Here is a 20,215-nt window from a genome sequence, read left to right on the forward strand (position 1 = left end):
ATCCTGTTTCATCATTCCTTTTTCCACGATCAAACAGTTCTGAGGCATTCTGTTCAAGCTCTTTCTTCCAGGCTGATATCTGATTGGAATGCACACCAAACTGATCGGATAATTCCGAGAGGGTTTTGTCTCCCTTCAAAGCCGCTAACGCCACTTTAGCCTTGAATGCTGGTCCGTGATTTCTTCTGATTCCTTTTGCCATTCTTCTGCTCCTTTTTTTTGATGTTCTAATAAAGCAGATTTTCACTTAAATGGCTGTCCAATTTTTCCAGACCAGCTCTCCGGTGGCCTTTTTGAAAAGAGAACGAAAGTAGGCAAAACAACAAAGTTCGAGGATTTGTTATTGCCTGAAAAAGCTATTATTGAAATGAAATCGAGAGGCAAAGACCTTCACAGCCATGTCCTTCAGGCCAGGGAATACTGGAACAATAGTTACGGAAAAGAAAAAACTCCTTACGTGGTATTATGTAACTTTGATGAAATAATGATTTTCAACTGGTTCATGCAGGACGCTCCTTTAGATAAATTTAATATTAATGATTTAGAAAATAGATGGAGAGCGTTAGCTTTTTTATCCAAAGAGCCTATTGTGCCTATTTTTGCTAACAATGTTGAAAAAGCTACCAAAGAAGCCGTTGAACAACTGCTTAATGTCTATCATTCTTTGATAAACAGAGGTGAGGAGAAAAACAAAGTTCAAAAATTTGTACTGCAATTACTCGTCTGTTTTTTTTCAGAGGATGCGGGGCTTTTCCCTGTAGACGGGTTCTTTTTAGACTTGATTAGAGATTGCAAGAACACTCAATCAGCTTATGATCTTTTCCCAGCACTTTTCAGACAAATGAACAACAAAAATAAAGCTAAAGGTGGAAGATTTAAAAATGTTCCATATTTCAATGGTGGACTTTTTAAAGAAATAGACCCTGTTGATTTAACTGATTATGAAATTGCTCTAATTGAAAAAACCGCGACATTTAACTGGAGGCACGTCGAACCCGCCATATTTGGGAATATTTTTGAATACAGCATGGACAGCGATGCCCAACATGCTATGGGAGCCCATTATACCTATGAAAAGGATATAATGAAAATTATAAGGCCAACCATTATTCAGCCCATCCTTGAGGAAATCAAAAAAGCAAATACGCTGGAAAAACTTCGTAAAATCAGGGCTGGGCTTGGGCAACTTAAAATTTTAGACCCTGCTTGTGGAAGCGGTAACTTCTTGTATGTAGCCTTACGTGAACTAAAAAATCTTGAACTCGAAATTTTGTCAAAAATTAACGAGAACTTTAAAAGTTACAATATCAGAGACGTTGACTCGGTAATTCAAACAAAACAGTTCTATGGAATGGACATAAATCCTTTTGCTGTTGAACTTGCAAAGGTCACCTTGTCTTTTGGAAAGAAAATATTCAATGGCATGTTTTCAGAATACATCAAAAAAAATCAGCTTTCTTTGGAATTTGTGGATAAAACGCTTCCATTCGATGATCTGGACAGGAACATTGTTGTAAAAGACGCTCTTTTCAACGAATGGCCTAAAGCTGATATAATAATAGGCAACCCTCCTTTTTTAGGTGGAAAATATTTGAGAACAGAACGAGGCGACGATTATGCAGAAAAAATATATAAAGCTTTCCCAGACGCTAAAGGACAGCCAGATTTATGCGTTTTCTGGTTTCAAAAAGCCAATGACAGTTCCGCAGAACGTATTGGACTGGTAGGCACAAATTCCATTTCACAAGGCGTTTCAAGAAAAGCAAGCCTTGACTATATTTCTGCAAACAATGGAACCATTATCAGCGCCGTCTCAACCCAGGTCTGGAGCGGAACGGCAAATGTTCATGTAAGCCTTGTTAACTGGGTTAAAAACAAGAAAATCATTCCATCTGATATTTTTCTCGATGAGCAAAAGGTCAACTTCATCAATTCAAGCCTTAAAGCTGAAGCAGACTACACAGTTGCAAAGCCACTCAAGGAAAATGAAAACTTATCATTTCAGGCATGTGAACTATCAGGAAAAGGTTTTATTGTTTCTGCTGCGACTGCAAAAGAATGGATAAAAAAAGACAAAAAAAACAAGGAAGTCCTAAAACCAATGCTTGACGGCAAGACGCTTGTCTCGCCGGGCATAGAGTTGGACTGGGTTATAGATTTTAACGATATGACGCTTGAAAAAGCAAGCGGCTATAAAGTGCCTTTTGAGCATGTAAAACAAAATATCCGCCCGGAAAGAATGCTCAATAAAGAAAAAAGCCGATCAGAAAAGTGGTGGCTTTTTGGACGATCAAGACCTCAGATGCGGAAGGCTTTTAAAGGATTGGAATGCTATTTCTGTTTGCCAAAAGTTGCAAAATATACATGCTTCAGGCCCATTGATGTTTCTGTCTTGCCATGCGAGGCGAATATGGTCGTGGCAAGTGATGACTTTTTTATTCTTGGAATCTTAAATTCCAAGATACACATGGATTGGGTTCTGGCACAATGTTCTACATTAAAGTCAGATACACGCTATACAAATACGACTTGTTTTTTGACTTTCCCGTTCCCTCATGAAGCCAAGGACGCTTTAAAGCAAAAAGTCAGGGAAATCATGAAGGAACTTGAGGATTTCAGATCACAGGAAGCTATTTCACGGAACTGCACAATAACAAAGCTATATAATGACTTCTTCTCTGAACCATCCAGCAATCTTTTTAAATTGCACAAAAAATTAGATAAGACTGTATGCGCTTGCTATGGATGGAAGCATATCGACAACAAGGTTTATAATGATGAAGTATTAGAGCTAAACGAAAAAAAGCTATAAGTATCTGAAGAATTAAAAAACGCTCTTAACGATGCTCTTGAAATCAGCTTTTTTGCCAGTTACCGACTCGAACACTTGCCCCACCCTGTCTTTTCCTGTCTGGGTAAGGCCTGATATCAATTCGTCTTTTGCCACCTTTCCGAATTCATCTATCGCCAGATCATCCATCAGTCCGTTGGCTTCACTGATAAAGCCGTCCACGGGTTCACCGCAAGTGGCCGCCAGACAATTTATGAGGCTATCAAGAGCCGATATATGGCCTGGCATTTCAAGCCCTGAAAACAGATCATTAAGAGAATCAAGTGATAGCCCAAGATCAATGGAAGGATGAGGAATGGATCTATAAAAATCATCCAGGTATTTAGAGATATCTATTTTGCCTATCAGATTGGGCATAGAGCCGAATCTGTCTTTTATTGACGTGCAAGCTTCAAGCATTTTGTTTGCGTCACCGATAACATCCCCAAAATCAAGGTCAGGAATATTTAGCTTATCCATATCGATACGTGACATAGCCGCAGCTTTGTCTTTTACTGCTGATACCTTTGAGCCATACTTGCTTTTTATCACGCCAAGAAAACTCAGCTTTGATTCAATCTGTTTTCTCGTATCCATGCAAAGAGTTGATTTTATTATGCTCATTGTTGATTCCCTCCCACTAGCTTATTATTTATACAGCCTAATTATCTGACATGGATTCTGAAAGAGCAACCGTGGGCATGGCAAATACTATTATATGATAATCACCCACCTCTACATATAAAGACAATTTGACATTGGTACTAAAAAACGGTACTAAATAGTCATGAATTCAAGGCATAGGAAAACACTATCAGATATTTTCAAGAACCCTGTTCAGTCCAATATATTATGGAGTGATATTGAAGCTCTTCTCATTGCTCTTGGTTCAGATATTTCAGAAGGCAATGGTTCTCGTGTCCGAATAAAATTGAATGGAGAAAGAGCTGTTTTCCATAGGCCGCACCCACAAAAAGAAACTGATAAGGGTTCTGTTATGTCCATGAGAAGATTTTTAGAAAATGCGGGGGTTTTAAAATGATGGAATATAAAGGTTATATAGGCGTAGTGGATTATGATGACAAGGCCAAGGTCTTTCATGGGGAAATAATAAACACCCGTGACGTAATAACATTTCAGGGTAAGTCTGTTGATGAAATAGAAGCGGCCTTCCATGAATCCATAGATGATTATCTCGCATGGTGCGAGCAGGATGGAATAAACCCTGAAAAACCTTATTCAGGCAAGTTTAATCTAAGATTGTCCCCAGAGCTTCACAGGGAAGTTGCTACTGCTGCTAAAAAGCTAAAGCTGTCTATCAATTCGTTTGTTGAAAAAGCCCTGATTGATGAGATCAATCTTCATAGAGCGTAATATACAGTTACTTATTCCTTTCCATAAGCTTATTCTCAAACGCTATCGCTCTTTTCTCATCGCAAGCCTGCATTGACTCTATAAACCGCTGTAATTCATTCTTGACTGGAGCGGTTGTTTCCATAGCCCCGTACATTGCCATTAAATAAATTTCATCAACCGGCTCAAACATCATGGGGTAAGCGCACAGCATTACAGCCCTGTGACCGCCCGTTATCTTCTGCCAATCTGCGTGATAAGTCACCCTGCCTTTGTCATCATGACCAGTTTCTATCTTCTGGCCTTCACCACCTGTCTTAATGGCATATTTTTGAATTTCATCATCAAGGATTATGGATTCGGTTGCAGCCATAGAAAAGTACGCATCCATGACCCTGAAGAAATTAGACCTACCATCGACCGTGGCATTCAGGTCAATCCTGGTAGCGGCACGGGATATCCTGTCCATGGGCTCATCCACAAGCACAGTGTATCCCTTTTTTATCTTGTCGCTTATTTCTTCCATCAAAGGTTTTTCCCATAGAGCAAAAAGACCAGTGATAGGAGAAATATGAGTCACGACAAGCAGATTGCCGTCATATGCGGCATAAGCCTTTGCCCTGAGATTATGCGATAACGAAACTGTCATTATTTTACGGTTTTCAGTCATGAGAAAGATAATAAAATAACACAAAAGATCGGGCAAGGATGGGAAAAGGATATAGATTTATCTGGATAGAAGCCGGGCTTGCTCAAAGACCGAATAATATCGTGGTTCGCTTAGGCTCACACGATCTATCCTTATTCGTTGTGCATATTTTTCTATTACAATGACGAAAGTAATATAATAAAAATTTTCTAAAAAATAAATTTTGACAGCAGTTGCCTTTTATAAAGCAAATAGTCCCGGTAAATAAGACTCATTTTAACCCTTAAATAAAAGGAGACCAAAATGAGAAACGATTTGTTCAAAATCAATGCAAAGAGTAAAGCTTCAGTTCCTAATGGCCCAAGTACAACAGGTAACCCTTCCGGTGGTGGACGAGGGAATAACCCTCCCAAAAAATAAAAATTAACTAATGAAAGGCCGCAGGTTTATTAAACTGCGGCCTTTTTATATTCTTCGAAGTGAGCTTTATAATAAATGGAATAATTATCAAAAAACGCTATTATATCTTTTTCATTCAAGCCCGAAGCATATAGTTTTTCATAAATATGCTGAAAAATTTTAGCAACAACGTAAAATATAAGCTCTAAAATTTGCGGTTCCTCCTGTTCCTTTTGAAATAATCTACTAAGAATCAAATTAATTTTTTCATATTTTGGCGTATGTTTCCCTTTTTCCCACTTTCTTAATAAACTTATATCCAAATCAGATAGTTCGTCATCAGGCTCCTCCTCAGGTAATTTCTCATTAGAAAGTATATTACTATTAAGTATGCCATCCCAAGAATGAGAAACGCCATTTTTTAAATTATATGTTTTTAATATATAGTCCCACCATTGTTTTATTGGTGGTTTAAACTTACCTTTAGCATCAAAAGCCGGTATAAACATATCAAACCATGGTTGCCTGAGCTGTTCTGACTGTCTGCGTTGTTCCTCATTCATCAAAGGCAACTTTGATTTTAAAGGGTAAAATTCTACATTAAAAATAGCTATTGCATATAGATAGCACTGTAGAAATGGCTGCAATGAATATCTAATAAATTCTTCTTTAGTCTTTGATTTTTCGCATTTTTCAATAAGTTTTTTATCAAATATCAGAGATGGTTTTTCTGCAAATGAAAGGTAAAGTGCCGAATAAAAAAACTGATCTCTGTCAAACCCCCAAATTATATTTTTCTTAAGGTGATCAAAATGAAGGGTTAGTTGTTTAGTTTTTGGAAAGTCAATTCCCAAAAAAAACCCATAGGTTGGGGTGTTAAAAAAAGTCTCCCAAGGGCTGTCAGGAACTATTTGCTTTTTCCTGATCAAATCAATGATTTTGTTTCTAAGGTGATGATGTAAGTCACCTTTCTCCAGATGGAAAAACATCTCTCCTTCGGTTCCAAACATATTCTTAAAAATTGAAGATATGGCTTTTAAAAATTTCACTGTGCTTTTAGTTGCAGAAAATTTTTGTCTTCCTAAATGGGTTTTAACTGTATTAAGGCTCAAACCAGAATTTTTTGTTATTTCAGTGATTATATTCTTATCTGCTTTTACAACGGATATTATAAATTCTGGTGAGACTATTAGACTATTCTCTAATGGGTGAGGCATCATTTTCTCCTAACTGCTACGGCTGTTTAAAAAAGCTACTCATCAACTCCCATATTAAAACGTTTTCGAAGCACAACGATGAGCTAAGCCGCGCCGCCGCAACGTTTGAGTCAAGATACGTAGCCCCCCCCGGCGTAGGCTGGGCGACTTGTTATACATACAGCCTTTGCTATTATTTTAATTCAGTCCCACAGGCTCTTAAAAAATGATAACCAACTTGGGTAAATAGCTGCCATAATCCCTGATAATGAAAACAAAACCCCAGAGATACAAACCAACGCCCAAACTGTAATGAGAGAGGTCACAATAGCTTCTCGAGAATCAACCAAATCTGGCTTATGCTCCTGAGCAACGACTTTTTGGTAGATGCCGACGATTTCCGCAGGCAATAGCATTGCTCCAATCTCGCTAAGGTTGATTTGAAGAAATTTCTGCCAAACAGTAAAACTTTTTACAGATGCCAGAAGTGCTTGCGAAACTCGAACTCCAAAGAAGGAAATAAGAGCCACCGCAGCTCCTGAAATTATCCAGCTACCATCTAAGGACAAGGGTAACTATCGGCGGCAACTGAATTACATGCGCTTAGCGCAACGCTGCTCCCTGCCGTCTTGTTGCCTTAATTGTTCGGTATTCTGTATCTCATAGTTACAATCAACTTAACGCTTCAGCATCAATTCTTGCAATAAGAGCATCCAAATACATAGAGCACCGTTCTTTTGGTGCTTTAAAGTCTCGATGTTCGAGGAGATTGTTGATATGCCCCGAAATTCGAAGATCTTTGAGCCGTATGCCATCCACGTAGCCGGCTATAGCAAAGAGTGCCCAAAGAGCATGAGCAACAATTTCACACTCTTTTGTATTTTCGATGATATCTATAAGCATTCCTGAGAGGCTTCGAATATCACTTGGCTCTTCCAGGCCGATTGACCCAAGGCTGTATGTTAACTCGCTCAAGTCATGAATTTCACGGCTTTTGCAGCGGCGGCTTCCTAAAGCCCTAAGCTTGCCTAAGACTTTCTCATAGATATAGTTCATGGCTATTCTTTTGCCGACTGTTCCCAAAAGACGTAAATCCAAGTGGGCACGCTTTCGAATGTCAAGATCGCTTGAAATACATTCATCGATCAACTTGATTAGTCTTGAGCCAGGTACTGAAGCGGCTTTCTCTAATAATGGTGGAATATCGATAGCATTCATTTCTAAAGAAATTATGCCGAATCGTTCTTCCAATCGTGCCATTCTTGCAACATTTATGGCCTTTCCGATTCTACTTTTTGCAGTTCTGCGATTATTAGACGTAACCTGAATTGTCAAATGCTGCTGGATTGGCACACCAATTTTTCGGGCAATTTTCTCTATGGTCAGATCAAAGTCCAAGTCAGAAAGTCCGAAGCCAATAAAGAGTATGCGGTAGTGAGAAAAAAGATGAATAAACAGAGAGTTATATGCAGGAGACTTTTCTATAAGGTCACGATATGCTAAGTAATCGAAGACGATCTTCCTACCTATTGTGCCGTGAGCCTTTATGAGAAATGGGCTCTCTTCCAATCTTGAAAGAATCCCGATTGTTTCAAACTCATCACCATTTATCGGGTCATGTATGGTCCATGAATATCCGTTAGAGTTTAGATAATTTTCATGAAATTTGTCTACGTTGACGGTAATAATGCCTTTTGGCTGTAACGCCATAATCGCCTTATGCTTTTTCTCGTATTCTGCATAAAGAACTGGATCGGGTGGATATTGAGGTGTTAGAAGCTCTTCAACAAGCACATCAAAACGTGTGTGGTCAGCGCGTCGAAGTATTGTGGCGACTTCGATCAAGTTTTCACCACGGGGAAACGGTTCATCCATGAATTTTGTTATGAGAGAATCCGCAGGATTCCCTGCTAAATCTTTCACAATAATCCCTTCACTGTCAAAACGCGCCTTAATTTCTATGAGAAGATCGATCCAACCGGGCACCATGGAACCGTCACTTCGTTTAAAGCCTCGAGAAAAGCCCGCACCGGTGAATACGATCAATTTATCTGACTCTACAATGTCGAATAACTGCTGATATTGGCTCATATTTTTGCGATATTAATTACCGAACTGCAAGCTAAGCTACGCCGATGCTTTACTGGTGAAATCAGTGCGTGTCGGCGTCGGGTTGAGCAGATTGCCTTACACGACCTATTCATAATCGTTTTTGTTAGGGCTTCTTATTCCTGAGTAAATTGTAAAACAAACGATCAGGAGTATAAAGCCACAAAATACTTCGTAAACTGTTAGAAACTGCGGATACCAATGACCCGGGCTGAAATCACCATAGCCAAGTGTAGTTATTGTTACCCCACTAAAATACATTGCATCGGTTATTTGAATGGGAAATTTTTTGCTTGACCACATTCCTTCTGTTGCTGGCACCAATGCATACAAAAGTGAAAAATTTAAGACCAGCTCTAAATAGCTTTTTAAAGCGAGTCTTACTCGATCTTTAGGGCCCAACCTGCTCTTTTTATCTTCAGGATCACCTAATTTGTCGAATGCGTCTCGCAAAAATGCCCAAAATATTTCATGGCATCTAGAAAGTAACAAATATGACCAGATATAAACAACAGCATAGGAAAGTGCATTGCTAATACTTGTATTCTCTTGTGACGCCCAATATTTTTGAAACACAAGAACACCTACTACGCTCACTACTGATAGGTACAGATAGAAAGAGTTAAGCACCTCTATTACAGTTGTTCTATCATATTTCTTCTTTACGAAGTCCGCAATTGCCCATGTGGGCGATAGAAGTGAAAATAATTTCATAATCTATTAATCACCTTTTTATGCCCTATCAGTGTTAATAAGCGGAATATTTTCCATCTATTACCTTTTTTTACTATTACCTATGAAAAATCATTTTTGCATAAAAACCATACAAACTTTTTTTGGGAAATCAATAATAAATATATCATTCTTAACAAAAGATTTAAAAATTTGTTAAAAAATGCGCTCTGTACAAAAAACTAAAATCAGATTAAAAAAGACCCTTTCTAAAATTTTGATATGGAGGACAGCTTGGCGCTTAAAAAGACTGATATGATTGAAAACATTGCAACGGCAGGATTCACAAAAGAAAAATCTATCCTGGTAACCGAGACCCTTCTTGAAATCATCAAACGTACTCTTACGGCTGGCGAAGATGTTATGGTTTCAGGATTCGGGAGATTTTGCGTGAATGAGAAGGGAACCAGGACAGGAAGAAACCCAGCAACCGGTGAAAGTATGCTTATTGCAGAAAGAAAGATTGTTACCTTCAGATGTTCGGGGATCCTAAAAGATAGGGTCGGGAATCATCAGCTTCCCAAAAAGAAGAAGATAACCAAGAAGACTCAAGAAGCTTTACCCTCAAGAGCCTCACGCGCCCACTGAAGATATTTATTCGTTTCCTCAGATTTAGAGCTTTCAAGCGGAGTATAATCGCACAGGAAAGTAAAGCAGGCGGTATCAAATTCATCTGGCGATTTGATACCCTGAGAACGCATCTGATCCTTGCTCATGATTTCATACTGCCCACGGTCGTTCAATTTGTATGGAATCCTCGATGCCTGATCCAGAATAGTCTGACCAGGCTGCAATCTCATGCGACCGTCAAAAATAGCCTCACGCGCCTTTACTGAAGCATAGGCTCTTTGATTTTTATAACGCTTCTGATCCGCCTTGGAATGACACGGCAAGCCCCATTTTATATACTCAACCGTCTGCCCAAGCTCTTCCATTTCAAGAATAACAGTTCGTCCTGGGCCATCAGCATCAACTGCTATAGTTATATCCTGATATTTCTGAGCCTCGTTGTAAGCATGTCGGGCAAATTCTTTTTCGTTCATGGTTTTGCTGCTAAATCCTGAGATCCATTCTACTTTTCTGGAATCACCAAACCCGGATACTTTCCAGATATTATAAACAGACGAATCCCTGAAAACGCCTTCAGCAACGTCAATGGTCATAACATAGCCCCAAGCTTCTTCATGCAGGATGACCAGATGCTGAGATTGTTCACACCAGTGCCTGGGGATAAGATACCCTGCAAGATTATCTGGAAAAACTCCTAAAACCTTGATCTGATATTCAGGGCTATGGTGGCCTCCATACTCAATAAGCTTTTCCCTGATAGTTTCCACATCGACCAAAGGACTTTCTTCTGAATTGAAATTAAAAGCCTTATATATACTCTCCTTCAGCTCATGATGAGAATCGTAGAAATGGCCAGAAGATCTGGTAGGCTGTGATACCATTACATATCTATTATTCTTATTAGTGAGAGCGCCTCGCAAAACTCCATGAATAGTATCATCAACAGCCGAGGCTTCATCTACAATGCAAAGATAGTTATCATTATGCTGGCCTGCCAGGTTTTCTGGAGCCGACTTACTGGCAGTTTTAGGCAACACATACCAAGAGTCTTTATAGTCGGCCTGATAATATGATTGAGCCTGTTTTATGAAATATCCTCGCAGAAAAGGATAGTTTCTCTCCACCCTATCAATGCTTCCATCAAGCTCTTTCCATACGACGCTTGTCACCTGTTTAATATTTGTCGCTGTAAGAAGTGCGTTTGACCGTGGATATACTCGGAGATGCCAATCACAGACAGTTGCCAGCGTAAATGACTTACCAGTGCCATGGCCCGACGCAACAGATACGCGGCATCCTGGTTTAGATATAGCCTCTGCAAGCGAAAATTGCTGAAGCGTAATTCCTTTTTCAGAAGAGTTATCCAGCATGTAATCGAGCAGATTATCCTGATACCTGGCACAAAACTCCAGGTAATGAGGAGTTTCAAGCAAGTTACGCTTACGCCTTTTTCGCTTCATCAGCCTCCACATTGAATGAACCGGAAGCCCTAAGCTCTTCTTTCAGCCTTTGAATTGCAAAAATTTTGGCTGGGCCGTTATTATATTCAGCCTTAATCCTTGCCAAGTTTTCTTGGCGCTTCTTATTGATCTGTTCTTCTGTGATGGTTTCATATTCAGGTTCTTTTTCAACAGCCTCAGCCTTGGCAAGAAGGATCTTGATTGAATCAGGCAACGGCATACCTGTTTTTTCAATTGTCAGCGCAGCTTCAACAACATCTATTTCTTCTTTCATGAGCTTATCGAATATAAGACCCACTTCCTGCTGCATGCCTATTCTGGAATAATCAGGCGTCAATTTCTCAAGTGTGGCCTGCACATCTCTAATTGCTCCAGTGACTGATTTCACATCACTGACCTTGGTAATGCGCAATGCTCCTGCCTTAATTTTTGTAACGATAGCAGCAAGAACTTCTACGCAGCTCTGGAGTAACTTTTTGTTCTCGTCAAAAACATTGAAGTTACTTATTGAGGCTGCCTGAAATGCTGGGAAACTCTCCCAGTCAGTTTCATCGCTGCATTCTGGCGCATCATCTTGCGCAGAAAGTTGCGCATCTTCAGTGCTTTTGGGAGCACATTTTTTTGTAGTTGCTTTGGCTTTTGGCAAAGGCTGAGAAGTTTTTTTTTGCTCAATATCTTGCGTATCTTTTGGCGCAAAATCAGGAATCACTTTTTGCGCACCAGAGGCTTTTTTGCGTGATTTTTTGGGCTTTCCTGAATCTGATTTGCCAGCAGTCAGCTTTTCAATGGGAGCGTTACCGTCTTTTCTGAACTCATTCATCCTGCGACGGAATACATGATAGCTGATATTCCTGCCCTCACAGAATTCAGGCTGGGTAAACTTTGCACCTTTTTTTAGCAACTTTGCATACAACGCGATTTCTGCTGCATAATCGATGCTGAGATCTTCATCCCTGTTAGGAATTTTCTTGCTCATCTCGCTCCAGAAAATCAGCAAAAAGCGCGGGTACGGCGCATAGAAGTATTATGATAAAGACTACCAGGAAAAGAATTCCCCCTGACATAAAAAGGAGTATTGCCTTATGCCCCTTGAGCGCACCTATGCCCATCTTCATGAAGTGTAACGTTCTTAGTGCCAAAGCAAGCTGTACGATGGAAATTACTGCAAAAGTTATTATGAATGGATTTGAAATGAATTCTATCATGCCGTAACTCCCTCCAAGCTGGTAGTTCTCACACGAATAGCGTCACGGACTTCTTTTACATGCTGCTTTGAGATCGCTTTCAACCTGCACAGGGAGATTGTGGATTCCAAGGCACCATACTCTTCTTCTGCTGTCTGGAAGACTCGGCCACATGAGGAACAGATTCTGTACCTCAAGATAACAACACCATAGTCAGTTGTTCTCATGACTTGTGTTTTGAACTGTCCGCATCCCCGACATAGCATAGTGATCCCCCTGATTTACTGTGAATGATGTGGGTATGGTAGGCAGATGATGGATATTGAGTATACATATTTCGGTCTATGGGTAGACCGAAAAGGCACAAAACACTTGACTTTGGGGAGTTGGGCTAACGACGGGCGGTTGAAGAGATAGCCCTTATATGGGAAGGGCTATTTATCTAAATCAATCCTGAACACTCCAGAATTTAGCATCACATGATAAGCATCTATGGAGCCTGTGCCTGGAGTTGTTTTCAATAGGACAAGTTTTGACTGTCCGTCCGGTCTTTCCGCAGACAGGACAGACAGCTTCACGCTTTAAAGCGTCATATTGAACTACGAGCTTACTGCTCATCATCCCCCACATATTCCTGACCGCAAGCCGAACATTTCGACACGAGTCTTTCTATTCTCTCTACTCTACCAATTCCATATTTCCTACAAATCATCACGCCCCCTTAATATCCTTCCACGCGACCGCCACCGCAAACGCCTGCCAGATATCCTTCTTGAAGCCAAAGAAAAAGCCGGGTTCTTTTTTAGTCCCTTTACCTTTTCCCGGAACATTATAAGCAAATCGGTCAATCAGGCTCTGGATGACATTCGAATCTTTAGCCTTGGAAGAATTGCAAAGATGCGTTTTGATTTCCTGTCTTGGAATTCTTCCCCATGAAATACAGCGGAGTTCAGCCTCTTGTGCGAATCTGCCCGACCAGAAAACCGTGTCAAAAACTTCAACACCAACCGGCATGCCATAACTTCTGATTTCTTCAATCACAACCTGGTTGAGACTTCTGTCTCTAATGACACTCAGAATATCGTCATTAGTAATCAAACCAAACTCTTCAGGTTTATTCTGACCATCCCAAAGGACATATGCTGACTGTGCCGTTCCTGGATCAATAGCCATAATCATATGAGTCCTCATGCGGTCTCTTTAATGTAATCGTGAAGGATGTTTTTCAATCTGTTTTCCTTGGCATGTTTGGCTTTGTTGATTTCTTCTTCAGGAAAAAATCTGCCCACTTCGTTCAACAACGTCTTGACATCGGATGCTCTCCCTATTGCCATACCAATGATCTTTCCAGAGACTGTTTCAGTATTTTTGAGTTCATCGTGATATAACTGCATAAAAGATGCGGTGAAGGAACACTGGGTGCAAAATTCACGAACCCATAAATCACGGGTAATAATACTTGCTGGTAAATCTCCGCAGTCCAAGGCATACCGTGTCTCAAATTGATCCAGCACCACCAATACATCCGCTATTTCTTTTATGAGCTTTTCTTCATGGTCTTTTTCTCTATGCCATTGTGGGAGCTTAGATCCAAGAAGCCTCAAACCTGCTGCCCCCGCTTCCAGGCATTCCTCTACAAGCCTGTCTATCTGGTATTCCCATCCGAAAAGGATGATTACTTGTTCTGCAAGAGTTGTGTTCATTTTTTATCTCCAGATTATAAATACGGCTGAGTCAGGTCACAGGACATGAATCAGCCGTGCATTACAGCATCAGAACGGAATGTCATCATCCTTGGGTGGTAGATACTGATCTGTTGGAAATCCAGGGTTATCGGTCATAGAAAACTGCTGTTGTGGTGGATACTGTTGCTGCTGGTACTGATGTTGTGGTTGGAAATTCTGTTGAGGAGGCTGGCCCATCTGGTTGTCATGGTTTTGCTGACCACCTTTGGCTGCTCCCACAAATGCGAACTCGTTTACATAGATGTCTGTGGTATAGCGGACTATTCCGTCTTTTTCATATTGTCCATACGAAAGTTCCCCTTCGACATAAAGCTGACTGCCTTTGCCGACATACTGAGTGATAACTTCCGCCGTCCTGCCAAATGCGGTACATCTGTGCCAGGAAGTCACGTCCGTGCCGTCTTTTTTTCTTTTTGATGTGGCAATGGAGAATTTGCACACAGCCATGCCGCCTTGAGTATATGAAAGCTCAGGATCACGACCAAGATTGCCCATGATGATTACCTTATTGACACCAGCCATTATTCACCGTCCTTTATGATTTTGTACCCCTGATCCTGGAGATATTTATGGAACTTGTAGGCTCCGCAAAGTTCCTCGCAATATGCCTTTACTCCATCCTTGATATCTTCGAGCCTGGGACATTTCACAGCATTGCAGTATTCGTATCTCTGATATTCTTTCACGCCGTCTCCATATCTTTTATTGCCTGCATTATCTGCACCGCAACCTGTGGAACTATTGCATTGCCTAATGATTTAAGTCTGTCCACCCTGTTGGATATCCCATCATCTCTTCCACAAACGGGGGATTGAGTCGGCCAGTTTGTCCATGCGTCAACAGAAAACCTGGTACTGAGTCCCTGTCTTTCTGCGATGGTGGGAGTGTTGAATTTTTCGAATCTTGAGCTGTTGGGGTTGGCATTATCTGCATGGCAATTACATCCTCTAATCTTCCCCTTGGTTTTTTTATCCTCTCCGGAGATCGTAGAGGCCCGCTCATCCCATCTGCACATCGGGGAGTTGGTAACAATGCTCTGCACGACGGCCATTTTTTTTGCATTGAAGGGGCCATCTGATTTGCGGTTGCAGTCGGAGTGGCCAATAATCCAGACCCTATCTCTTCTGTGCGGGGCGTTGACGGCACAAGCCGGAATAACAAACGCCTGTGTTTCGTATCCGATGCTTTCCAGGTCAGAAAGCACTTGGTCGAGTTCCATTTTGATGAGACCAGCAACATTTTCGCCAATAACCCAACGGGGCTTTGCTTCTTTGATAATACGCAGCATTTCTGGCCAGAGCGCACGGTCATCTTCTGAGCCTCTTTGCTTCCCGGCAACACTGTATGGCTGGCAAGGGAATCCTCCCGAAATAAGGTCAACGCTTCCAAAACTATCCCCTTTCAAGGTCTTGATGTCTGTGTGCACCGGAACATCAGGCCAATGCTTTTTAAGAACCTTTTGGCAGAACGGGTCTATTTCACAGAATGAAACAATTTTATGATCTGGCCAGGCCCATGAAGCAGCCAGAGCGAAACCGCCTATCCCGCTGAAAAGATCGAGATGTCTCATGACACAGACTCCTTCTCGTAAGTTTTCAATGGGCACCATGCCTCAAACCCAGTCTTTACCGTTATAGGTCGACCTTTATTTGGTGATTCCTCTGCCGTAATGATCGGATGTGTACAAAGCGGCACATGGATATTATAAAGCCTTCGCCGAGTGCATTGCATGCAGCCGTTTATGGGGAGTAATTTCCAGGCCATATTACCCCACCATCTTAAGATTCTGTTTTCTCCTTCGGGACTCCCAGAAAAAAGGAATTGCCGCGCCTTTGCCTTCCTGGAGCCTGTCATACGTTGGAGATCCAAGAAACTTTTCCAATGCTTGATCATCCAGGTTTGAAATAACAATTGTTGGCCTATCATTGACGTAACGGGTATTGATCACTTTGTAGAGCCATATAGAATCATGGTCTTTGCCGTACTGAATCCCCACCTCATCAAGCACAAGGAGGCCAGATTCGGTGTATTTCTTAACTACATTGCTCGTTAATTCACTTGTCCTGAAAGTGTCGCTTATTTCGTTGAGCAGATCGAAAGCAGTGATATATTTTGCTTCAAAACCTTTCCGGATTACCTCAAGCGCTATTGCACAGGCGAGATGAGTTTTCCCGGTACCGGGAGATCCAAAAAATACCATCGAAACCCCTTCGTCCTTGATCCCTTCAAAAGCCTCAACATACCGCATTGAATATCTAACCGCCCTTTGCTGCTCTGCCGTTGTGACCTCGTAGCCTGAAATGCTTGCGTTAGCGTACTTTTTGGGAATTCCGGAGAACTGAAGGTTTTCTGATATCTTTTTGTTCCTCCGGAAAGCTGCCTCGGCGGATAGGTCAAGATCAAGCTTCAGCTGCCTTTCTTCAGCGCAGATTGGGCAAAGACTCCACATGTTTCCAAAGGGCAAGACTTCGGCCACATAATCACCATGTCTTTCACAATACTTGGTTTCTTTTTTCATTTCAGCCAGTCCTCCGGGTCAGGTAATGTATTTGCGTACTTTGCAGCTTCTGCGGCGAGGTCTTTGGGCGTCACATAGTTTGTCATCGGGCATGATGATTTCTTGCCATTCATGGGCTGTTTTTTTTGCTGCATCTGTAGTTTGTCAAACTGGATGCGGAGTTTCGACATAGACAAGATATTCGATTTCCAGAACTCGTCTGACTGGCTCCAGAGGATAATGGCCTTAATGTCTTCAGGCTCACGCTTGTCACGGTCGGTCATAAGCCTTGCTGTGTCTGACCATTCGTTGCGATAGTTGCCGGGGAATTTAAAATCAGGCTTGTTTTTCAAAATCTCATCATGCAGGAGATCGGCAAGAAGAAGATGCTTTTCAGAAAAGCTATAAATCTTTGTCTTTTTTTCAGGCTTTAATTCTGGGTCAGGGGGAGGAGTATCGTTCGGATTTTCAAAATCCGAACAATAAGAGTTTTTAATGTCTTTTGTTAAAGTGTCTTTATTGTCTTTTGTGTCCATCACTTTTGATGACGTTTTGTCATCATTTTTGATTACGCCTTGAATCACTTTTGATGACGTAATCTTTTTTGATGACGCAACCCAAGAACCAAAATCTCTATTTATTTCAATAATATGTGCCGCTTTGTCATCATTTTTGATTACACTTATGATGTTTTTTGTTATTAATGCCTGTATCGATCTGAATACATTTTGTTTCTTTAATCCTGTAATCTCAACTATTTGTGATACTGCGATCCTGTCTGAATCCTTGCTCCAGCACCAAGTTTTTCTGACAATAGCTGAAAGAACCTGCATCTGCTCGCCGGGTATCCTATGCTTGGCAACCGCCTCAAAAAACTCATTGTCGATAAATGACCTGTTACCTCTATCGGGCATTTTTATCACCTTAGCGCCCTGGTGTTGATTTTCATTGATTTTTTCAGCCAACATGTTAATATCCTTACTTAAGTTTGTTTTATTTGTTTTGTCCCCTCTGTCTGTCCGGGCAGAGGGGTTTCTTTTTTATCGTGACCATCTTCCAGCTCTTTCACCAGCCGCTCTATGTCTTTTGCTTTCCATGCCAGCGAACGGCTCGACACTCGCACCGGCTTGGGGTAAATGCCACTCTCAACGCCTTTTAACCATTTGCGCCTGCTTACAGGTATGACAGCGGGGATACCCTTGTTAGGATTCCCAAGAATCATATGAATGGTCATATATTTTTCTTTTACCGCTGCCCTACCCTTCATGAACGCATATCCTTTGATGGTGCTTAAGACTTATTCCCATATTCGTCTCCCCGCAATGAGGCCTCTCGCAGATAGTTTTATCTGGAAACGCCATTTCTGAATGCAGCGTTCCCAGATATTAGAATTATGCGACCACGGCGATCTCAGGGAGGTTGTTCTTGAAATAACCCTTTATCTTGCTGATAGCTTCCAGCTTCCATGCTCCACCGTCCGCTTCGATAAGAGAACAGAGAGGAAGACCTTCTTCAGACTTGTTTTTATTGAGACGGAATAAAAATTTTGAAGCAGGCTGGGCAACCTCGAGGAAGGTTCTGTATGGTTGAAGGACAAGCGGGTTTTTGACAGTGGTGGTATCCACGAAACTAACGCCAGATTTAACGTTCAGGCTTTGGGTGACCCCGTTATCCGATATGCTCTTGGCTGATCCCTGCGTTACTGATCCAAGAAGCTTCTGAAGATATAGAAGATCTTCTGTTGGCTCAAATGCGCTGTTAATGGCAATTATGAATTCATCGAGTTGATACCAACCACCAAACTTGAAGGAATGAGTGATTGCCTTAGATTCTATCGGTTTTTCTCGCTGCCTGAAAAGAGTAGTCAGTGCGCCCAGGAGGTCAACTTCATCATGACTCACCACATGAATCATAAGGTCGCTATGTTCTGCCTTATCGATGTTGGTTTTCACATAATCAGTTATCCCTGACAGTGTATGGCATTCAATGGTTTCTGCAACTGACTCCAGGGCAGGGTCATATCCCTTGATGACATAAGGCCTTCCATCGATATCTATTCTCTCTGGCCTTTGTATACTGACTATTTCACGAATTGCGTCTGCTGATAATGTCATTTATTTTCTGTCTCCGATTGCAATAAGGTTTGATGCTACTTCTGTCACAGGAGTTTTGAATGGCAACTCCACCTGGTTCGGATCTCTTTCAACTCCAGCAAGCTCCCCGTCGATATCTCTGTCTATGAATATCTGTGTGGAGTATGGTGTCGGATTTGCGAGTGTGGACTTGGTTGAAATTTCTATTACTGCGTGATTCCTGCTTACAGGCTTCACGGTTAATTCCAGAGTTGCTTTTCTTGCTTTCTTGTCTGGCGTGTTCGGGTCAAGTATGTTTGCTGCAACCATTGCAAGCTCTCGGTTGAATCGCTCAACAGCTGCCCCGCCTCCGAGTGTTTCAAGGGATAATCCTTTTATCTGTTCCATGCCGGTGTCCTTTTTTTAAATTCCCAAACCCGCAATGGATCTGGGAATGTATATCTAAATAAAACAGCTGATTTAAAAGAGTGCTTAACCCTTGACTATGAAGAACATAATCCCCTCCTTGTATGTTTGAGGCATGATCCAATTTCTATTCTATGATCCACAGCGTCCATTCAAACATTTCAAAGCTGATTAGTTGATTGCGGGATCTACCCGCGCATCAAATAGCCAGCCTAAATCCATTTCTTGTGCGAGTGTAGCCGGGAATTTTTGCCCGGTGTCTCAAGCTTCCAATATTTTTAATCAACCTTTCATGTCCCACCTCCTTCACCTCTGGCGGTCGAAAACTATGTTTGTTTGAAACAAGTAAATCGAAAATTTCGAGGCAAGCATAATAACCATGTGGCCACATGTTTTATTACTCCTTGGAAGCGGATGCAGGGTTCGAACCCGCAGCCATAGGTTTTGGAGATCGAGGCTCTACCATTGAGCTATCGGCATAATCATGATCAACTCTCTTGGCTGTACCAAGTTGAGCCCACCTCTTTTCTTCATCTTCCCAGAAATCAATCTCCTGACTTTTCATAGGTTGACCTCTCGCTCGATATCTTTCAGTTCTTTATTCTCTGCGTAATATTTTGCCCGGCAAGCAGGGCATCTGGAAAAATAACTGATACTGATGGAAGCATCGTCACGTCGATACACTTCAAGCGGAAACCACTTCTTGCATCTCGCGCAACGCTTTGTTTTTACTTTTTTGGGAATGGATTCTTTTGCTTTTTTGGCAATGTCTTTGCCGGTGGAACAGTCACCGACCACCGGCAAAGCCGGTGGCATGGGATTCTGAACCGCTCAAAGCGGTAAAAAATGGGGATCACCTAAAGGTGATTAATCAAACAGTCTTAACTGTTCAATTCTGCGGTCCTCGTGTTCCTGTTTTTTAATATACTCTCGAACCGACAGCTCATCTTTGCCAACTGTCGATACATCATAGCCTCTTGCCAAAAAATTCTG

Annotated in this window: 25 protein-coding genes and 1 pseudogene; 4 read left to right on the forward strand and 22 right to left on the reverse strand. The window is 41.5% G+C overall.

Annotated features, from left to right (window positions below; genetic code table 11):
• A partial coding sequence (locus K245_RS0117245; RefSeq protein ID WP_027360227.1) for a helix-turn-helix domain-containing protein occupies positions 1–202 on the reverse strand: 202 nt, incomplete at its 3' end.
• 60 nt (positions 203–262) lie between these two features.
• Here K245_RS0117245 and K245_RS25095 point away from each other — a divergent pair.
• Entirely contained in the window at positions 263–2,812 is a 2,550-nt protein-coding gene (locus tag K245_RS25095) for a DNA methyltransferase (RefSeq protein WP_332248675.1), read from the forward strand.
• Positions 2,813–2,824: 12 nt separating this feature from the next.
• Here the strand turns inward: K245_RS25095 and K245_RS0117255 are convergent, their stop codons facing one another.
• A complete protein-coding gene (locus K245_RS0117255; RefSeq protein ID WP_027360228.1) occupies positions 2,825–3,454 on the reverse strand; it encodes a hypothetical protein in 630 nt (209 codons plus the stop codon).
• A gap of 163 nt (positions 3,455–3,617) precedes the next feature.
• Here K245_RS0117255 and K245_RS0117260 point away from each other — a divergent pair, with 163 nt between their 5' ends.
• Together K245_RS0117260 and K245_RS0117265 are read left to right on the forward strand one after the other, a co-directional pair.
• Complete coding sequence (locus K245_RS0117260) at positions 3,618–3,872, forward strand: type II toxin-antitoxin system HicA family toxin (RefSeq protein ID WP_027360229.1); 255 nt, start codon at positions 3,618–3,620, stop codon at positions 3,870–3,872.
• On the forward strand, positions 3,869–4,204 hold the full coding sequence (locus K245_RS0117265) for a type II toxin-antitoxin system HicB family antitoxin (protein WP_027360230.1): 336 nt from the start codon (positions 3,869–3,871) through the stop codon (positions 4,202–4,204). The genes K245_RS0117260 and K245_RS0117265 overlap by 4 nt, the downstream gene beginning before the upstream one ends.
• A gap of 7 nt (positions 4,205–4,211) precedes the next feature.
• Here the strand turns inward: K245_RS0117265 and K245_RS0117270 are convergent, their stop codons facing one another.
• The 5 genes from K245_RS0117270 to K245_RS0117295 all read right to left on the reverse strand — a co-directional run bounded on the left by K245_RS0117270 (position 4,212) and on the right by K245_RS0117295 (position 9,250).
• On the reverse strand, positions 4,212–4,832 hold the full coding sequence (locus tag K245_RS0117270) for a hypothetical protein (protein ID WP_027360231.1): 621 nt from the start codon (positions 4,830–4,832) through the stop codon (positions 4,212–4,214).
• Positions 4,833–5,281: 449 nt separating this feature from the next.
• Positions 5,282–6,451: a hypothetical protein gene (locus tag K245_RS0117280; RefSeq protein WP_156906833.1), complete on the reverse strand. Its 1,170-nt coding sequence runs from the start codon at positions 6,449–6,451 to the stop codon at positions 5,282–5,284.
• A 179-nt stretch (positions 6,452–6,630) separates the two neighbouring features.
• Entirely contained in the window at positions 6,631–6,957 is a 327-nt protein-coding gene (locus tag K245_RS0117285; RefSeq protein ID WP_027360233.1) for a hypothetical protein, read from the reverse strand.
• Between the two features lie 142 nt (positions 6,958–7,099).
• Positions 7,100–8,518 carry an SIR2 family protein gene (locus K245_RS0117290; protein ID WP_027360234.1) on the reverse strand — a complete coding sequence of 473 codons (1,419 nt, stop codon included), beginning with the start codon at positions 8,516–8,518 and terminating at the stop codon, positions 7,100–7,102.
• A 105-nt stretch (positions 8,519–8,623) separates the two neighbouring features.
• Positions 8,624–9,250: a potassium channel family protein gene (locus K245_RS0117295; protein WP_027360235.1), complete on the reverse strand. Its 627-nt coding sequence runs from the start codon at positions 9,248–9,250 to the stop codon at positions 8,624–8,626.
• A 252-nt stretch (positions 9,251–9,502) separates the two neighbouring features.
• Between K245_RS0117295 and K245_RS25100 the strand changes: the two genes are divergently transcribed.
• On the forward strand, positions 9,503–9,856 hold the full coding sequence (locus K245_RS25100; protein ID WP_084156395.1) for an integration host factor subunit alpha: 354 nt from the start codon (positions 9,503–9,505) through the stop codon (positions 9,854–9,856).
• Here the strand turns inward: K245_RS25100 and K245_RS25105 are convergent.
• From K245_RS25105 to K245_RS28365, 15 genes and pseudogenes are all read right to left on the reverse strand, one after another.
• Positions 9,817–11,298 carry a hypothetical protein gene (locus K245_RS25105; protein ID WP_051284307.1) on the reverse strand — a complete coding sequence of 494 codons (1,482 nt, stop codon included), beginning with the start codon at positions 11,296–11,298 and terminating at the stop codon, positions 9,817–9,819. The two genes, K245_RS25100 and K245_RS25105, sit on opposite strands and share 40 nt — an antisense overlap.
• On the reverse strand, positions 11,279–12,274 hold the full coding sequence (locus K245_RS0117310; protein WP_027360236.1) for a hypothetical protein: 996 nt from the start codon (positions 12,272–12,274) through the stop codon (positions 11,279–11,281). Before K245_RS0117310 ends, K245_RS25105 begins: the two co-directional genes overlap by 20 nt.
• A complete protein-coding gene (locus K245_RS0117315) occupies positions 12,255–12,503 on the reverse strand; it encodes a hypothetical protein (protein WP_027360237.1) in 249 nt (82 codons plus the stop codon). The genes K245_RS0117310 and K245_RS0117315 overlap by 20 nt, the downstream gene beginning before the upstream one ends.
• A gap of 690 nt (positions 12,504–13,193) precedes the next feature.
• Complete coding sequence (locus K245_RS0117335) at positions 13,194–13,673, reverse strand: hypothetical protein (protein WP_198013918.1); 480 nt, start codon at positions 13,671–13,673, stop codon at positions 13,194–13,196.
• The gene (locus K245_RS0117340) at positions 13,670–14,185 is read right to left on the reverse strand and encodes a nucleoside triphosphate pyrophosphohydrolase family protein (protein ID WP_027360240.1); all 516 of its coding nucleotides are present in this window, start codon (positions 14,183–14,185) and stop codon (positions 13,670–13,672) included. The genes K245_RS0117335 and K245_RS0117340 overlap by 4 nt, the downstream gene beginning before the upstream one ends.
• 69 nt (positions 14,186–14,254) lie before the next feature.
• Positions 14,255–14,749 carry a single-stranded DNA-binding protein gene (locus tag K245_RS0117345; RefSeq protein WP_027360241.1) on the reverse strand — a complete coding sequence of 165 codons (495 nt, stop codon included), beginning with the start codon at positions 14,747–14,749 and terminating at the stop codon, positions 14,255–14,257.
• Positions 14,749–14,913, reverse strand: a complete 165-nt coding sequence (locus K245_RS27825; RefSeq protein WP_156906834.1) for a hypothetical protein — start codon at positions 14,911–14,913, stop codon at positions 14,749–14,751. The genes K245_RS0117345 and K245_RS27825 overlap by 1 nt, the downstream gene beginning before the upstream one ends.
• Positions 14,910–15,797 carry a DNA (cytosine-5-)-methyltransferase gene (gene dcm, locus K245_RS0117355; RefSeq protein WP_027360242.1) on the reverse strand — a complete coding sequence of 296 codons (888 nt, stop codon included), beginning with the start codon at positions 15,795–15,797 and terminating at the stop codon, positions 14,910–14,912. The genes K245_RS27825 and dcm overlap by 4 nt, the downstream gene beginning before the upstream one ends.
• Before the next feature lie 195 nt (positions 15,798–15,992).
• Positions 15,993–16,745, reverse strand: coding sequence for an ATP-binding protein (locus K245_RS25115; RefSeq protein ID WP_051284309.1), 753 nt, complete (start codon positions 16,743–16,745; stop codon positions 15,993–15,995).
• Entirely contained in the window at positions 16,742–17,638 is an 897-nt protein-coding gene (locus K245_RS26905; protein WP_198013919.1) for a replication protein, read from the reverse strand. Before K245_RS26905 ends, K245_RS25115 begins: the two co-directional genes overlap by 4 nt.
• A 68-nt stretch (positions 17,639–17,706) precedes the next feature.
• On the reverse strand, positions 17,707–17,991 hold the full coding sequence (locus K245_RS25125) for a helix-turn-helix transcriptional regulator (protein ID WP_198013920.1): 285 nt from the start codon (positions 17,989–17,991) through the stop codon (positions 17,707–17,709).
• Between the two features lie 124 nt (positions 17,992–18,115).
• Positions 18,116–18,838 carry a hypothetical protein gene (locus K245_RS25130; protein ID WP_051284313.1) on the reverse strand — a complete coding sequence of 241 codons (723 nt, stop codon included), beginning with the start codon at positions 18,836–18,838 and terminating at the stop codon, positions 18,116–18,118.
• Positions 18,839–19,204 (reverse strand): FHA domain-containing protein, encoded by a 366-nt coding sequence (locus tag K245_RS25135; RefSeq protein ID WP_051284315.1) that lies wholly within the window; start codon positions 19,202–19,204, stop codon positions 18,839–18,841.
• Between the two features lie 579 nt (positions 19,205–19,783).
• The gene (locus K245_RS0117395; RefSeq protein WP_027360244.1) at positions 19,784–20,038 is read right to left on the reverse strand and encodes a hypothetical protein; all 255 of its coding nucleotides are present in this window, start codon (positions 20,036–20,038) and stop codon (positions 19,784–19,786) included.
• Positions 20,039–20,089: 51 nt separating this feature from the next.
• Positions 20,090–20,215, reverse strand: a pseudogene (locus K245_RS28365) (IS200/IS605 family transposase); the annotation flags it as partial.

It is taken from the genome of Desulforegula conservatrix Mb1Pa, assembly GCF_000426225.1.
GTDB classification, from domain to species: domain Bacteria; phylum Desulfobacterota; class Desulfobacteria; order Desulfobacterales; family Desulforegulaceae; genus Desulforegula; species Desulforegula conservatrix.

Coding starts and splice junctions, on each gene's coding strand:
- K245_RS0117255 (WP_027360228.1), bottom strand. CDS start 3,454: ATGAGCATAATAAAATCAACTCTTTGCATGGATACGAGAAAACAGATT.
- K245_RS0117260 (WP_027360229.1), top strand. CDS start 3,618: ATGAATTCAAGGCATAGGAAAACACTATCAGATATTTTCAAGAACCCT.
- K245_RS0117265 (WP_027360230.1), top strand. CDS start 3,869: ATGATGGAATATAAAGGTTATATAGGCGTAGTGGATTATGATGACAAG.
- K245_RS0117270 (WP_027360231.1), bottom strand. CDS start 4,832: ATGACAGTTTCGTTATCGCATAATCTCAGGGCAAAGGCTTATGCCGCA.
- K245_RS0117280 (WP_156906833.1), bottom strand. CDS start 6,451: ATGATGCCTCACCCATTAGAGAATAGTCTAATAGTCTCACCAGAATTT.
- K245_RS0117290 (WP_027360234.1), bottom strand. CDS start 8,518: ATGAGCCAATATCAGCAGTTATTCGACATTGTAGAGTCAGATAAATTG.
- K245_RS0117295 (WP_027360235.1), bottom strand. CDS start 9,250: ATGAAATTATTTTCACTTCTATCGCCCACATGGGCAATTGCGGACTTC.
- K245_RS25105 (WP_051284307.1), bottom strand. CDS start 11,298: ATGAAGCGAAAAAGGCGTAAGCGTAACTTGCTTGAAACTCCTCATTAC.
- K245_RS0117310 (WP_027360236.1), bottom strand. CDS start 12,274: ATGAGCAAGAAAATTCCTAACAGGGATGAAGATCTCAGCATCGATTAT.
- K245_RS0117315 (WP_027360237.1), bottom strand. CDS start 12,503: ATGATAGAATTCATTTCAAATCCATTCATAATAACTTTTGCAGTAATT.
- K245_RS0117335 (WP_198013918.1), bottom strand. CDS start 13,673: ATGAGGACTCATATGATTATGGCTATTGATCCAGGAACGGCACAGTCA.
- K245_RS0117340 (WP_027360240.1), bottom strand. CDS start 14,185: ATGAACACAACTCTTGCAGAACAAGTAATCATCCTTTTCGGATGGGAA.
- K245_RS0117345 (WP_027360241.1), bottom strand. CDS start 14,749: ATGGCTGGTGTCAATAAGGTAATCATCATGGGCAATCTTGGTCGTGAT.
- dcm (WP_027360242.1), bottom strand. CDS start 15,797: ATGAGACATCTCGATCTTTTCAGCGGGATAGGCGGTTTCGCTCTGGCT.
- K245_RS25115 (WP_051284309.1), bottom strand. CDS start 16,745: ATGAAAAAAGAAACCAAGTATTGTGAAAGACATGGTGATTATGTGGCC.
- K245_RS26905 (WP_198013919.1), bottom strand. CDS start 17,638: ATGCCCGATAGAGGTAACAGGTCATTTATCGACAATGAGTTTTTTGAG.
- K245_RS25125 (WP_198013920.1), bottom strand. CDS start 17,991: ATGAAGGGTAGGGCAGCGGTAAAAGAAAAATATATGACCATTCATATG.
- K245_RS25130 (WP_051284313.1), bottom strand. CDS start 18,838: ATGACATTATCAGCAGACGCAATTCGTGAAATAGTCAGTATACAAAGG.
- K245_RS25135 (WP_051284315.1), bottom strand. CDS start 19,204: ATGGAACAGATAAAAGGATTATCCCTTGAAACACTCGGAGGCGGGGCA.
- K245_RS0117395 (WP_027360244.1), bottom strand. CDS start 20,038: ATGCCACCGGCTTTGCCGGTGGTCGGTGACTGTTCCACCGGCAAAGAC.